Below are 13985 nucleotides of genomic sequence, written 5' to 3'. Positions count from 1 at the left end.
TGGGTGATTCAATTAATAAATAACGAATGATTAATTTAATTTTGAATCGGGTTGATTTGTGTTTGAGTAATAGGTGTTTTTTTATAATTTAAAGCAAATCTTGCTACAAATGCCATTGCACACCAACGTCCATAATCGTAGGGCATTCCAAAGGTGAAATTTTGGATGAATGTTGCTAGAAAGAAATAGGCAAGCATTAAAGTAAAATTACAAGTTGGATTAAAGACTTCTTTTACTACCCAACGCATAATTACAATGTGTAAAACTGCAAAAATACTAAAACCCATTATACCTAAATCATGAAATGTTTCTATAAATGGAGAATCCACGTAATAATCTTGATATCCATGTCCAAAAAATATTTGTAACCAATTTCCATTTTCAACATTTTTTTCAAATGCATTAAAAACATTAGTAATATTAGTAACTCGTGTTGAAGCTGAAGAATCTTCGATTAATGCTTTGACTTTCGGATTTTCTGCACCACTAAAAAAGCTAGTAATAATTTTACCTAGTCTGTCTGTTATTAAATCGAAAGTATGAATAAAATAGTCATTAAATTTTGTACTATTGATTATACTTAAAGATACATACGCTAAACAAAAAAATAGGAGCAAACCTTGCCATCCGAATATCCATTTAAGTGCTTTATAAATTACATGTGCTTTAATATTTGAAATAAAATAAAAGAAGAAAAATATACCAGTCACTAGTACCATTGCCATGGCCTGACAAAGTGCAACAACCAAAAGTAGAATTAAAACTGAACCAATTAGTCCCAATCTCCACAATCCTCTTCTTTCAGTTCTAAGTAAAATTACACCTGAAATTACACCAAAATAAGCACTTTTCGCATAAATATGCGGATTTCCCATTGAGGCCATACCGCCTTCATCACCAAAACTAATTGCGGCTCTCATTCCAATTACATAAGCAGGATTTCGTGCAATATAGTACAGCAAGCTAAGTCCACCTAATGTACAAAAAAGCACCATAAAATAAAGGAAATGCTGTTTCAAAGAGTTGATAGAAATACCAGCAAAAATAAACATAGCTGTCACAAAAACGAGCTGATTGGCAACCTCGACAGGTGTATTTGTAAACCAACCTCTATTTGGAGCGTATCCTGCTAAATATGTTAGTGCAATAGTTACATAGAAAATACACATTAAATAACCAACCAAATTGGTTTGGTAAAGTTTTTTAGGATTTGTAGGGAAAGCCATTAAAAGACTCAAAATGGCTATTGCAGCCGTAAAAGCTGAACTTCCTTGAGCAAGTTTTAATCCATCTCGAAAAAAATAAACTATCGGTAGGCCACCAAAGAAGAAACTAAGCCCAATACTTTGGCGGCAACGATTGAATTTTATAAATAACCAATCAAGGTAAATAAACATTTTAAAGCTTTTTTCTGCAAATATACCTCTCTGATTTGGTAAAAAAAGTTTATTGTTTGACTTTTTAACATTTTACGGCTTAATTTTTCTTAATTTTGAAGCTCTATTATGAAATCACATTAATATAAGCAAGGGCTTTGGTTATTTTTTCCAAACTTATATAATACAAACACAAAAAGCATGAAGATGCTCATCATTCACCAGTTTTTCTGGGCACATTATAAAGCAAAAATTTACACAGAACTTCAAAAAGTTGTTAATCAAAATCCCAATGATGAACTTTTAGTCCTTCAAACTGCTCTCAACGAATACACAAGAGCAAAAATTGGTAGTATAGATTACAGTATTCATCAATATAATGTAAAAGTCTTATTTGAAGATTTTTATGAAAATACAACTATTTGGCAGCGAGTAAAAAAATCAATTTATTGGGTAAATAAGTTTAAACCTGATGTGATTAATTTACCAGGGTATTACGAGCCTGCCATGAATATTGTACTTTTTTATTGCCGTTTTAAGGGAATTAAGGTCATTATCTCTTCAGATTCTACAGAAAGCGATAATCCAAATGTTGGTTGGCGAGAAGCCATGAAAAGTTTTATTGTTACAAAAGCACAAGGTTTTTTTTGTTACGGAACAAAATCAGCAGATTATATTTGTAAACTTGGAATGAATCCCGAGCATATTTTGGTAGCCAATAATTCGGTTGATAACGAACGAGTTGAACGAGTTTTTAACGAAGCTTTGCTTGAAAAAGAGGCCTCCAAAAAAGCCTATAAACTTAAAAAATACAATTTTATTTATGTTGGAAGACTTATTGAAATTAAAAATTTGGATAATCTTCTTGCCGCCTATAAATCTTTGGCAAATGATGATTGGGGATTGATAATTTTAGGTGACGGAAGCGAAGAAAATAAACTGAAACAATATGTTTCGGATAATAATTTAGAAGGAGTTTGTTTCATTGAAGGCCAACCTTGGTATGAAGTTCCTAAAATTTTAGCATTAGCCGACGTGTTTATTTTACCAAGTTATTCAGAACCGTGGGGTTTAGTTGTAAATGAAGCAATGGCGGCAGGACTGCCAATAATTGTTTCAAATAAATGTGGTTCTGCTTTTGATTTGGTTTTAGAAAACGAAAACGGCTACACTTTTAATCCATCTAACATAACTGAATTAACCAAAGTTTTGAATAAATTTATTGATAATCCTGATATAATCAGACCTTTTGGACAAAAATCAAAGGAAATTATTAAACGTTTTTCTCCAGAACAAGTAGCTAAAGAAATGTACGCAGGATTCAAAAAAGTAGTTTATGACAATCAGTAGAAATAATAATTTTGACTTAATTAGACTAATTGCAGCTTTGCAAGTGCTGATTTGGCATGGAGCAGTGCATTTAGACCTTTCAAATACTCTTTTCGGATTTCTTTCAGTTATTTATCACTTCCCTGGAGTTCCTATTTTCTTTACGATAAGTGGTTTTTTGATTAGTTATTCTCTTGAAAGAAATAACTTTCGACTAAAACAATATTTCAAAAATCGAGCATTTAGAATTTTTCCAGCACTTTGGGTTTGCACTTTTTTTACAGCCATTTTATTGTTTTCTTTCGGAAAAGTGACTGATTTAAAAGATTTCGTATATTGGCTTTTGGCTCAAATAACTTTTTTTCAATTTTATGCAAGTGAGTCTCTTAAAACGTGGGGAGCAGGACATCCAAATGGAAGTCTTTGGAGTATTGCGGTTGAATTGCAATTTTACTTTGTTTTGCCAATTGTGTTATATTTAATCAATCTTTCCAAGAAAAAAGCAGCAGTCAATTTATCGCTTCTAGCCATTTTTTTGCTATCAATCCTTATTAAATATGCTATTCAAACAAGTCCGTTGATTCTGCAAAAAGAAATATATGTGAAGCTTTTTAACAATACAATTTTAATTTATTTGCATTTTTTCTTAACAGGAATTGCGATTTACAAAAACTTTGAATGGCTGTCTAAATTCTTAAATGATAAAGTTTTTTATTGGCTAATTATTTACGTTGTTTACGTTTTGATTTTTCAAGTTTGGCTTAAATTTTACGAAACGCCTTATCAAATCAGTATTTGGGGAGTTTTAGCTAATACAATTTTGTCTTTTCTGACACTTTCTTTTGCTTTTTCATTTACTGATTTAAGTAAAAAGTTACTTCATGAAAATGACATTTCTTACGGTATCTACATTTATCACATGCCAATTGTGAATATAATGGTGTCGTTTGGGCTTCAAGCAAATATTTGGTATTTAGTTTTATTAACTTTTTTAACCAGTATTTTGGCGTTTTTATCTTGGAAATTGGTTGAACAGCGAATTTTGAAACTCAAAATGTAGTAAAATTTAGTTCAGATTCCTTTTGATATATTTTGAAGGAGAATTCTGAATATCTTTCACTAAATTTTCAATATACGTAACACCAGTCGTTTGATAAAGCTCACATTCTTTTTTAGTGAGCTTTATTTTTAATTCAAAAATGCCAACATTTCCGCAAACAATTATTAAAAATAACTGATTATTTTCCTCAAAAAAGCTAAAATTCCAAGGGTTATTAATAATTTCTTTCATTTTAAAATTATTAAAGTCTCCGTATATTTTCCTTTTGGAATAGGATTAACAACAGATTCAGAGAAACCATTTGGTAACTTTCCGCCTGGAATCCATAAATCGTTTGCACCGGCTTCATTACCTGATGGGATTCTAATATGTAAACGTTTTGGTTTTTGAATATCAATTCTTATCAATTCTGTATTTTTCCAATAACCAGCTGGAATACCTAATTCGGTTTCAATGTATGATAGTTGCCCATTCGCTTTTGCAAGTAAATCATCCATTTCATTTTTACTCATCACAAATTGCCCATCTTCTCTTCCAAGAATTGTTCTGCCAAATCTATCTAAAATGTTTTTAGGAACCAGAAACGACGCACCCGCTCTGAAACTTCGTAAGTGCCTTCTAATATATCTTGATTTTAAATAGTTGGATGGTAAAGGTCTTTGGCCTTTTGGAATCGAAATTATTTCATTTTTTGAATGTCCTTTTTTAAATGCCTTTGCTAAATAATCAACCGAATCTTGAGGGAAAATACTTATATAATGATCATTTTTTGCATTTTGAGCTACTGATGTAAAGGACCAGAAAGCAAATAAAACGATGATAAGCGAAGATGTTTTTTTAATATTCATTTTTATGTTGTGTTTAATTGTGTTTGATTTTTGTTTATTTTTCAAATAAAGCTGATAAAATTTTTCATTACGTTCTAATTATACATTGCAAAAAGGGAAAAAATTAGTAGGAAGTTTACTAAAAACATAGTTTTGAATGATGAGAAAAATATAGTAAATTAGTGTTTTTCTCATTTTCGTAATTATTTTGATTTAACCTCTTTCATTAAATGATTACCAAAAAAAGAGTTTTTCTTAGCAAAATATTGTAGAAAAATTTCTTGTGGAATATCAGCTTTGTTTATATTCGGACTATTGGCAATGTTTGGAACGTTATCCCATTTTAATGTAGTAAGACTACTGAAAATGCCTAATATTATCGTAAAAGCCATATATAAACGCAAAAATTTAGTAGAAATTTTTGAAGTCAGCATTTCGGAATAGGCACTTAGTACTAAAATAAAAACAAGAATTTTAATAGTACTAATTAATCGCATTGCTAAATCATTATTGTACCCAATTCTATAAAGAGGAGAAATGATAAAATATGCAGCACAGAAAAATAGCAAAATGAGTTTTTCTTTATTTGTACTTTTTTGAGAAAATACTTTAAACATAAAAAACAAATAAACACCTATTTCGAAAATACAATAGCCAATCAAAGCTAAGATTGAAACTAATGGTTTTTGATAAAGATACCCCGAAATATCAGCGAATGTCCAAATGAATCCAGAATATCGATTATCTTGGAAATGTGCTAAAAAATAGCTTGCCATTATAAAGGTAATAACACCTCCACCAATGATATTTTCTGGCCCAAAAAAGTTTTTAAATCTCCTGAAAATAACCAAAAATGCTGTAATAATTCCAACACTAAATGCTCCCAAAAACGACCACATCAACAGTAGAGAAACGAAGAAAAGTACAAAACGATTGTCTTTTCTAATAAAACATTCATAATAAACAAAAAATACCCCAACCGTTGTAACAATATAATGTTGAGGTGAATAATGAATATTTATTAGATTAAAAGATATTCCTGACGGCCAAATAAAATACTGAATCATTGGTAGCGAAACAATATTTTTGAGCAAATAGTGTGCGTATAAATATGGTTTGAAAAGTGTAGCTCCTAATAAAAACAATAGAATTACTAGTAAAATATTCAAATTTTTGGGCGTCAAAAAATAAAGCCAGCAAAATGAAATGAATATACCTATTCCACCCCAAATAAATAATAAAATGTTTGCGAAACCGACTCCAATAAACTTACAGATGATTGCCGTTGGTAAATAATAAGCCATATAATAGCCTAAAATTGCAGGTTCTTTCAAAACTCCATAACGAGTTTCGTTTTCATAAACGACTGGAAAGGATTTTTCTATGAGTTCTTTAACAATCGTATTATGTTTGAAATAATCGTAAGATTGTCCAAAACCAAAATTCCCTAAACTAAAAAAAATACCCAAAATCAATGTAAATATTGCCAAATATAGAGTTACTTTTTGGGGCATTATTTCAAATCTTAATGCTGAATTTTCTTCAAAACATTGCTTTGTGTGTTTAATAAAACTATAAAAAGAGTAGATAGAAACCACCAAACTAATTGTTGCCCAAAGCGGATTTAACCATGTTACCACAAATATTAGATTGGGTAAAATTAGGTAGGAAACTGTTGTGATTTTTAATTGCTTAATTGTCATTTTCTTTAAAATCCTAATTTACGAATCTATATTTTAATAAAACCCAAATCGCTTCTACGCCATCTTTCCAATTAATTTTTTTGCCTTCACTAATCGAACGTGGGTAATAATTGATTGGTACTTCTGGGATTTTATACCCTAATTTAGCAATTTTTGCAGTAACTTCTGGGCAAAATTCAAATCCTGTACAATTTAATTTGATAGATTTGAGCAATTTTGCATCAAAAACTTTGTAACAAGTTGGTTCATCAGTCAGATTTTGACCGTATAATATATTGGTTATCCAAGTTACAACCTGGCCACCAAGGAAGAAAGAAAAATAGGAGTGCTTATTTTGTTTATTTAGAAATCTTGAGCCATAAACAACTTTTTCTTGACCACTTTTAATCAACGGAATAAGTTTATAATAATCTTTTGGGTCATATTCTAAGTCAGCGTCTTGGATAATAATTATATCACCTTTTGCATGTGAAATTGCTGTTTTTATTGCTCCGCCTTTACCCTGATTTTTTTTATGTAAAATTACATTAATTGTATCACTTTTTAGTTTTGCCAGTAACTCACGTGTGCCATCTGTTGAACCATCGTCAACGATAATTATTTCTTTTGGAATATTAATTTCTCCAATCTTAGTTAATATATTTTGTATATTATTTACTTCGTTATAAGCTGGAATTAGTACAGAAAGGAGCATGTTTTTAGGATAATAAGTCTAAATCAAAAATTGAGTATATTAATAACAATTATTTTGTTGGCTTTCGGTGCCAAAGTTTAATGTAAAGAATGGAATCAGTTTCCATAATAAAATTTTTGTTTAACTCTTGTCTTAATTTTTCAAGAGCAACTTTATTTTCTGGTGTGTTTATTTTTGTACTATCATCAATTACCGTTTTTCTAAAACCAAAAATTACCAATTTTACTGAGCTGTCTTGTAAGGATTTTTGATAAATATCGGTGTGTTTTTTAATATAATCACTGGTTTGCATTTCGGTATTGATAAATGGAACATTTGGATAAGTGTGTGAATGAAAATAAAATAGAGTTCCAAAATCAATCAATAAAGTTTTATCTTTTGCCTTTAAATTACGGTTAACCGTCGTTTCATAAGTTTTTTCAATTGCGAAAGATTCAATTTTTAGTAGTCTTTTTATTACTTCTGGTCGAGTAACAAACGTAATTACTAAAACCAACGCACCTAAACCAACGATAGCAATATAAATTCTTGCCAATTTTTTTGCAAAAATTTCACTAAAATGTGTGTAAATGAAAGCAATTATTATGGAAAAAAAAGGAGCAGCCGCATAAAAATAATGTGAAGCTTGACTTTTAAGCAGTGAAGTCAAAGAAAATAACCCAAAAAAAAGAGAAATTGCAAAAGCAGGATTTTGCCAAAATTTTGATTTGTTTTTTATAAAAATTGCCGCAAAAAGACTTATTATTGTGAGAATTATAAACCAAAATGTCTTGATTAATAGCTTTTTTAGGAATAAAGTATGTGCTGGATAGGACCCAAACGGATAAATATATGACCAATAAATGTGTTGTTCTAGCCTATTTAAGTAGTGAAAATATAAAAGTGATAATAGTAACGGAATAGAAAAACCAACCAAAAGTAAAGTGCCTTTTTGCGTTATTTGCCAAAAATTACTTTTTCGGATAATGAAACATTCGTACAATAAATAAATACCAGCTCCCGCAATGTAAAACATGGCAATACTTTTGAATGTCATGGCTATTCCAAGTAAAATTCCTCCTAAAAGCCATGTAAGGTTTTTATTTCTTGATAGAAAGTAAAGCGACCAAATAGCTAATATGCAAATTGGAGCTTCTGGCTCAAGAAAATTCATTTCCATGAAAAAACAACAAATAAGAGCTAAGAAACTGGAAATAAATGCAGTTTTTAAATTATTTGTGAGTTTTTTAACAACTATATACGAAGAAAAACCGATTCCGATAAATTGGAGTGAAATGAGTAAAGTTACTTTAAAATGGGTGAAATCTCCACCAAGTAGATTAATTCCTTTTTGTACGTAAACATACCAAAGCCACGATTTTGAAGGAATAAAATCATATATTTTATAGCCATCATTGAGCGAACGACCAATTACTAAATATTCAAGTGCGTCATAGCCAAAACCAGAATTATATGCAAAAAGTCCGAAGATTGGCGTAATTAGCAATAAAATGCCTGAATGTACGACTATATTTTTGTTAATTGTTTTGATAAAATTGAGAGGTTCTGGTCACAAAAGCGACTCTTTGTGGTAAAAATTTATGTGATACTCCGCACAAAATTAACAAAAATCATTGGTATTAGAAAGATTGATAGAAATACTAACTTTTAGAATTAAAAGAGAGCAATTTGCATTGTGGTTTCTTGCAATTTCTAAACTCAGAGCCTTAATTATTTTAATTCAACATTTCTTTTCTAGAAACTAACGAATTTATACTTTAAAACACAAAATTAGCCAATTTTTACTTGGGGTTCTCGTCAAACAGTGATAATTTTAAGCATGAATTGGATAAAGCCTCTTACAATAGTCGAATTTGTCTTCATTGGCATATTTTTGTTGGTATATGCCACCTACTTTATACGTTTATATCTCATTGCTCGTCGTCTTGGAACAACAGCTCGCTCAGTTATTATTAAGTTTTTTATAAGAACTTTTTATCTTAGTTTGTGTATTTTGGGATTATTGGGACCAAGTTTTGGTGTAAATGAAATCGAAGCTCAAGCAACTGGAAAAGATGTTTTCTTTGTAATGGATTTGTCAAATTCGATGAATGCCATTGACATTGAGCCAACTCGTATTGAAAAAACTAAGTTTGAATTAATAAAAAATCTTGATTTACTTAAATCAGATAGAATAGGCTTAATTGTTTTTTCTTCAGATGCTTACATTCATTCGCCGTTAACATTTGATAGAGATGCGATTAAACTTTTTATTCAAAAACTTAATACTAATCTTTTTATTCAAAATGGGACAAATTTGAATGCTGCATTTGAGTTGATTCTAAAGAAATTTGAACCCAGCAGTAATCTCTCACCTAGAAAAGTAAAAGTAGTGGTTTTGTTAACTGATGGAGAAGATTTTGGTAATGTTGACCAAAATATACTTTTTGAATTGAAAAAAAATAAGATTAATCTTTTGACTTTAGGTGTTGGGACACCTCAAGGCGGCCAAATTAGAGAAGGATTTGGTTTTAAAAAAGACCGAAAAGGAGCTGAAGTATTAACAAAATTGGATGTAAATTATTTAAAAAAACTTACTAAGAGTTTGAACGGTAAATATTTTCAATTGTCAAATCAAGTCAATCAAGTTGCAGACTTGTTGAAAGAGGTTGACAAAGTTGAAAGCAATTGGATTGACACTCGCAAAATGACCGTTGCTAACAACAAGTACTATTATTTTGTAATTTTGGCCTTAATTCTGATGGTTGTAGATATTTTATTTACAGTAAAGACAATCAAAATTTAGAATATTTCCTTAATTCTTTAATATTTGATATTCACTTTTTTATGAATACATGGTTTTTTTATATTGTTTTATTGTTTTTAAACCTACGTTCGTTGACGAATGTTACGCAAAGAAATATTCTTAAAATTGAAGCAGGAAAAGCATATACTCAAAAAAACTATGATTTGGCAGCTAATAAATATGAATATTTGGCTAAAATTTCTTTTAATCTTGAGCCAGAAGCAAGATTAAATTTGGCTCATTCATACTTCAACGCTAATGATATGACAAAAGCATTGATTGAATATAAAAAATTATTACGTGTAAGTGATAAAAATATTATTTCAAGTGCCTTGATACAAATAGGAGTGATTGATGTGATGCGTGGAGATAGTATTATTGCTTTAGGCTTGTTTAAGGAAGCTTTACAAAAAGATAATCAGAACAAAACTGCGAGATATAATTATGAACTTCTAAAAAAGAAAGTTCCACAAAATCAACCACCAATCAATACAAACCAAAATAATCAGAACGAAAATCAAGCTAATAATGGTGGCGAAACAGAAAAATCTGAGAAAAAAATAGATGAATTGGATTCAACGATTCCTCAAAAAATGAGTAAAGAGAAAGCTTTACAGATTTTAGAAGCCATGAAAGCCACTGAATTGCAATATTCACAACAACAAAAATATAAAGGTAGTAATAAAACAAAGGTTGAAAAAGACTGGTAAAATTGACTTATAAATAATTTCAATATAATAATGACAGAATTAGCAAATGAAATATCGGGTGGTGCTTTGCCCTCAGCAGTAAAAGAAACAAATTTTAATTTTGAAGGACAAACTGGTTTTTATCGTGGAAAAGTACGTGATGTGTATGATTTTGGTGATAAAGTTGTAATGATTGCTTCTGACCGTATTTCTGCATTTGACGTTGTATTGCCTCGACCAATTCCATTCAAAGGACAAGTTTTAAATCAGATTGCTGCTAAATTCTTAAACGCTACGAAAGACATTGTACCAAACTGGTTTTTGTCTTCACCAGACCCAAATGTTTCTATTGGTGTCCGTTGCGAAACATTTCCTGTCGAAATGGTTGTGAGAGGATATTTAGTTGGCCATGCTTGGAGAACTTACAAAAGTGGCTTACGTACCCTTTGTGGCGTAAATTTACCTGAAGGACTAAAAGAAAATGATAAATTTTCAACGCCAATTATTACTCCTACCACCAAAGCACACGAAGGCCATGATGAAGATATTTCTAGAGAAGATATTATTGCTAAAGGCCTAGTTTCAGTAGAAAAATACATTCAATTAGAAAAATATGCATTGGCTCTGTTTCAAAGAGGAACGGAAATTGCAGCAGAAAGAGGTTTAATTTTAGTTGATACAAAATATGAATTTGGAGAAAAAGATGGTGTAATTTATTTAATTGATGAAGTGCATACACCTGATTCTTCAAGATATTTCTTTATAGAAGGCTATGAAGAAAATTTGGCTGCGGGGCTCCCGCAAAAGCAATTATCGAAAGAATTTGTTAGAGAATGGTTGATTGCTAACAATTTTCAAGGAAAAGATGGCCAAAATGTGCCAGAAATGACTGATGAGAAAGTGAAAGAAATTTCAAACCGTTACATTGAGCTTTATGAAAATGTTTCGGGTGAAAAATTTATCGCTCAGTCAGATGAAAATGTAATTGCAAGAATTGAGCAAAATATAAAGGGTTATTTTGGGATTTGAGGATACCTAAATAAATAGTGACTTGAGTTAATTGTCTTATTTTTTAGAAGAAAGTAACTAAAATAAAAAGTCCTTTTCTATTTTCAGAAAAGGACTTTTTACATTTTATTTAATTCAATAAATCTTTATAACTTACTAGTTTTATGCCTCTTTTAATAATTGCTTCTTTAACTTTTTCACTTGTAAAAATATTTGTTACGTCTTGTCGCCCTTTTGCAACATCTTCATATCCAATATGATAGATTGCTCTTAATTCTTCATTATCTAAGCCTGGGTGTTCTACAAAAACATAATTTTTGCCCGCTTCAAGTTTATCTAGCATCGAAATGAACCCTTGAATTCTTTCATCCGTTGTTTTATTTTTGAAATCAAAACCAACATAATTAATATTATTATCTTTTACTGATTCTACATCTACCATTTTTAAGTTATACTTTTTCGCTACTTTGCGGGCCATTTCCTTTACTTCTGGGGCAAAAGCTGTGCTGCCCATATGTCCCGAAATATGACTCAAGCGAGGAATATATTTCAATGCCATTTCGATTTGAGCTTTCAACTCTTTTTCAATATCATCAATTTTCCAATTATTATCCATTATTGCTTGATTTGGATAATTATTGTTGTGAAAAAGCATCGGATAAAAATAACCATCTGCATTTCTGAGACTTGAACAATCAGTCAATGGTCGCCATTTAACATTGTCCCATTCACTTGTAATGGCAAAATGTAACCCTACATCAGTTTTTGGATTTTGTTCCAACATTTTTACTGCTTCAGGAAACCATGGCGACGGAACAATTATTTCTATTGAAGTTTGAATTCCTTCTTTAAAACATTTTATTAATGCCTCATTACCAGAATGTGAATAACCCATATCATCTCCTCTGATGATTAATTTAGGTGAATTTGGCGATATATTACTTAAAACTCCTTTTAGGATTTCTCTTTTTGAATTTTTATTGAAGATATTTTGAAAATCAATGCTTATTTTATCTTCTTCAAAATTACATACAATTGTCTCTGTATGTGGACTTTCGATATATCGAAGTGTGAGTTCTAATGTTTTTTCATCTTTCCAATGATAGCTGCCTGCAACTTTGAACGGCTGCAACCCAACTCGATTGGCCTTTGCCGCTGCAACTAAATATGGACCGAATTTAGTTGTTTCACTTGTTTCCCAAGACCCATTTCCGAATGGAATTGTATGAATAACCGAATCTGTTTTTAGTGAAAGTTGACAAATATCGTTTTTGAACTCAAAACTTACATTTTCAATAGTTTTGTTGTTAGAAATAATGCCATAATTCTTGCCAGAAATACTACTTTCAAGTGTAGAAATATTATTTTTAGGTGAAATTGGTAGAGCTAAGGAGGTAGTTAGTTCTTTCAATTTTGCTAAAGTATTTGGATTTGCTTGTAGTTTTTTTTGGGTTAATGCAGGTAAAATATGTTTCCAAATCAAATTAAACTCTGATTGCATATCGGTAGATTCGGCAGTGGTAACAATCACAGCATCTTGGTCAGGTAAAACGATGATAAATTGTCCATTTGCACCATCAGCCCTAAATCCATTGTTTCGGGAACGCCACATTTGGTAACAATAACCTTGAAGCCAATCACTCGAATCTTTAACTGCTTGAGATGCATTTGGGTTTTGCATAATTTTTGTGCTTGTAGCTTCATCAACCCATGAAGCAGGTAAAATTTGCTTCCCTTTCCACATACCTTTTTGTAAAAATAACTGGCCAAACTTCGCCATATCTTCAGTTTTAAGTCTTAATCCCCAACCACCAGTGTTAATACCTTTTGGGTCAATTTCCCAATCAATCCCATCAATTCCAAGAGGGGTGAAAAGTCTGGGTTTTAGGTAATCTATTACTTTTTGACCTGTTACTTTTTGAATAATTGCCGAGAGTGTATAAGTTGCTGGCGAATTGTACAAAAACTTTGTTCCTGGTTGGTTAACAATTGGAGTATTTAAAAATTCTTTTACCCAATTGTCAGAACCTATCATCGCAATATTTTCTTTGGCATGCCCAACACTCATACTCAGCAAATCTTTAATTTTTAAATCGGCTAAATAAGGACTGACATTTATAGGTAAATCATTAGGAAAAAATGAAATAACTTTGTCTTCAACAAAAAGTTTTTTTTCTGCAACTGCAAATCCAATTGCGGTAGCTGTAAAACTTTTACTTACAGAATACATCGTATGTTTCAAGTCATTTCGGTATGGATTCCACCAAGTTTCGGCAACGACTTTTCCATGTCTAATTAACATAAAACTATGAAACTCGTGTTTACTTTTTGATGCGGCATTCAGAAAATTAATAATTCCTTCTGAAGAAACGCCTTCGGCTTCTGGAGTGCTACGGGGAAGTGAATTTGATTTTTGAGCAAATAGAATTGAACTCCAAAGTAGGAGGAAAATGATTTTTTTCATGATTTGTAAGAGGATTGAATATTTATTAATCAAAGTTAAACATTTTCTAA

At 30.7% G+C, this 13985-nt stretch carries 12 protein-coding genes; 5 read left to right on the top strand and 7 right to left on the bottom strand.

Going from position 1 to position 13985, the window contains the following annotated elements; all coding sequences use genetic code 11:
* Positions 1–35: 35 nt before the first annotated feature.
* On the bottom strand, positions 36–1397 hold the full coding sequence (locus MJQ71_RS06735; protein WP_238805720.1) for a hypothetical protein: 1362 nt from the start codon (positions 1395–1397) through the stop codon (positions 36–38).
* 180 nt (positions 1398–1577) lie between these two features.
* On the opposite strand from MJQ71_RS06735, the gene MJQ71_RS06730 reads away from it, so the two are divergent.
* Together MJQ71_RS06730 and MJQ71_RS06725 are read left to right on the top strand one after the other, a co-directional pair.
* Entirely contained in the window at positions 1578–2726 is a 1149-nt protein-coding gene (locus tag MJQ71_RS06730; RefSeq protein ID WP_238805719.1) for a glycosyltransferase family 4 protein, read from the top strand.
* Positions 2713–3765 carry an acyltransferase family protein gene (locus MJQ71_RS06725; protein WP_238805717.1) on the top strand — a complete coding sequence of 351 codons (1053 nt, stop codon included), beginning with the start codon at positions 2713–2715 and terminating at the stop codon, positions 3763–3765. The genes MJQ71_RS06730 and MJQ71_RS06725 overlap by 14 nt, the downstream gene beginning before the upstream one ends.
* A gap of 6 nt (positions 3766–3771) precedes the next feature.
* Here MJQ71_RS06725 and MJQ71_RS06720 read toward each other — a convergent pair whose 3' ends face one another.
* The 5 genes from MJQ71_RS06720 to MJQ71_RS06700 all read right to left on the bottom strand — a co-directional run bounded on the left by MJQ71_RS06720 (position 3772) and on the right by MJQ71_RS06700 (position 8475).
* Positions 3772–3996: a hypothetical protein gene (locus tag MJQ71_RS06720; RefSeq protein WP_238805716.1), complete on the bottom strand. Its 225-nt coding sequence runs from the start codon at positions 3994–3996 to the stop codon at positions 3772–3774.
* Complete coding sequence (locus tag MJQ71_RS06715) at positions 3993–4613, bottom strand: hypothetical protein (protein WP_238805714.1); 621 nt, start codon at positions 4611–4613, stop codon at positions 3993–3995. The genes MJQ71_RS06720 and MJQ71_RS06715 overlap by 4 nt, the downstream gene beginning before the upstream one ends.
* A gap of 182 nt (positions 4614–4795) precedes the next feature.
* Positions 4796–6295, bottom strand: coding sequence for a hypothetical protein (locus tag MJQ71_RS06710; RefSeq protein WP_238805713.1), 1500 nt, complete (start codon positions 6293–6295; stop codon positions 4796–4798).
* A gap of 13 nt (positions 6296–6308) precedes the next feature.
* Positions 6309–6989: a glycosyltransferase family 2 protein gene (locus tag MJQ71_RS06705; protein ID WP_238805710.1), complete on the bottom strand. Its 681-nt coding sequence runs from the start codon at positions 6987–6989 to the stop codon at positions 6309–6311.
* 49 nt (positions 6990–7038) lie between these two features.
* A complete protein-coding gene (locus tag MJQ71_RS06700) occupies positions 7039–8475 on the bottom strand; it encodes a glycosyltransferase family 39 protein (RefSeq protein WP_238805709.1) in 1437 nt (478 codons plus the stop codon).
* Between the two features lie 333 nt (positions 8476–8808).
* Between MJQ71_RS06700 and MJQ71_RS06695 the strand changes: the two genes are divergently transcribed.
* From MJQ71_RS06695 to MJQ71_RS06685, 3 genes are read left to right on the top strand one after another with little or no spacing between them, the layout of a single operon-like run.
* Positions 8809–9774: a vWA domain-containing protein gene (locus MJQ71_RS06695; protein WP_238805708.1), complete on the top strand. Its 966-nt coding sequence runs from the start codon at positions 8809–8811 to the stop codon at positions 9772–9774.
* A 41-nt stretch (positions 9775–9815) separates the two neighbouring features.
* Positions 9816–10484: a tetratricopeptide repeat protein gene (locus MJQ71_RS06690; RefSeq protein ID WP_238805707.1), complete on the top strand. Its 669-nt coding sequence runs from the start codon at positions 9816–9818 to the stop codon at positions 10482–10484.
* Between the two features lie 30 nt (positions 10485–10514).
* Positions 10515–11492 carry a phosphoribosylaminoimidazolesuccinocarboxamide synthase gene (locus MJQ71_RS06685; protein ID WP_238805706.1) on the top strand — a complete coding sequence of 326 codons (978 nt, stop codon included), beginning with the start codon at positions 10515–10517 and terminating at the stop codon, positions 11490–11492.
* Positions 11493–11601: 109 nt separating this feature from the next.
* On the opposite strand, the gene MJQ71_RS06680 is transcribed toward MJQ71_RS06685, so the two are convergent.
* A complete protein-coding gene (locus MJQ71_RS06680) occupies positions 11602–13935 on the bottom strand; it encodes a ChbG/HpnK family deacetylase (protein WP_238805703.1) in 2334 nt (777 codons plus the stop codon).
* Positions 13936–13985: the final 50 nt, after the last annotated feature.

The organism is Emticicia aquatica (assembly GCF_923079645.1).
GTDB lineage: Bacteria > Bacteroidota > Bacteroidia > Cytophagales > Spirosomataceae > Emticicia > Emticicia aquatica.
Note: the sequence above shows the minus strand (reverse complement) of the source record. Positions and strands in the feature narration are given on the sequence as shown.

Excerpts from the sequence above, each read along its gene's own strand:
- MJQ71_RS06720 (WP_238805716.1), bottom strand. The coding sequence starts at position 3,996 with ATGAAAGAAATTATTAATAACCCTTGGAATTTTAGCTTTTTTGAGGAA.
- MJQ71_RS06705 (WP_238805710.1), bottom strand. The coding sequence starts at position 6,989 with ATGCTCCTTTCTGTACTAATTCCAGCTTATAACGAAGTAAATAATATA.
- MJQ71_RS06730 (WP_238805719.1), top strand. The coding sequence starts at position 1,578 with ATGAAGATGCTCATCATTCACCAGTTTTTCTGGGCACATTATAAAGCA.
- MJQ71_RS06735 (WP_238805720.1), bottom strand. The coding sequence starts at position 1,397 with ATGTTTATTTACCTTGATTGGTTATTTATAAAATTCAATCGTTGCCGC.
- MJQ71_RS06685 (WP_238805706.1), top strand. The coding sequence starts at position 10,515 with ATGACAGAATTAGCAAATGAAATATCGGGTGGTGCTTTGCCCTCAGCA.
- MJQ71_RS06710 (WP_238805713.1), bottom strand. The coding sequence starts at position 6,295 with ATGACAATTAAGCAATTAAAAATCACAACAGTTTCCTACCTAATTTTA.
- MJQ71_RS06695 (WP_238805708.1), top strand. The coding sequence starts at position 8,809 with ATGAATTGGATAAAGCCTCTTACAATAGTCGAATTTGTCTTCATTGGC.
- MJQ71_RS06680 (WP_238805703.1), bottom strand. The coding sequence starts at position 13,935 with ATGAAAAAAATCATTTTCCTCCTACTTTGGAGTTCAATTCTATTTGCT.
- MJQ71_RS06715 (WP_238805714.1), bottom strand. The coding sequence starts at position 4,613 with ATGAATATTAAAAAAACATCTTCGCTTATCATCGTTTTATTTGCTTTC.
- MJQ71_RS06725 (WP_238805717.1), top strand. The coding sequence starts at position 2,713 with ATGACAATCAGTAGAAATAATAATTTTGACTTAATTAGACTAATTGCA.
- MJQ71_RS06690 (WP_238805707.1), top strand. The coding sequence starts at position 9,816 with ATGAATACATGGTTTTTTTATATTGTTTTATTGTTTTTAAACCTACGT.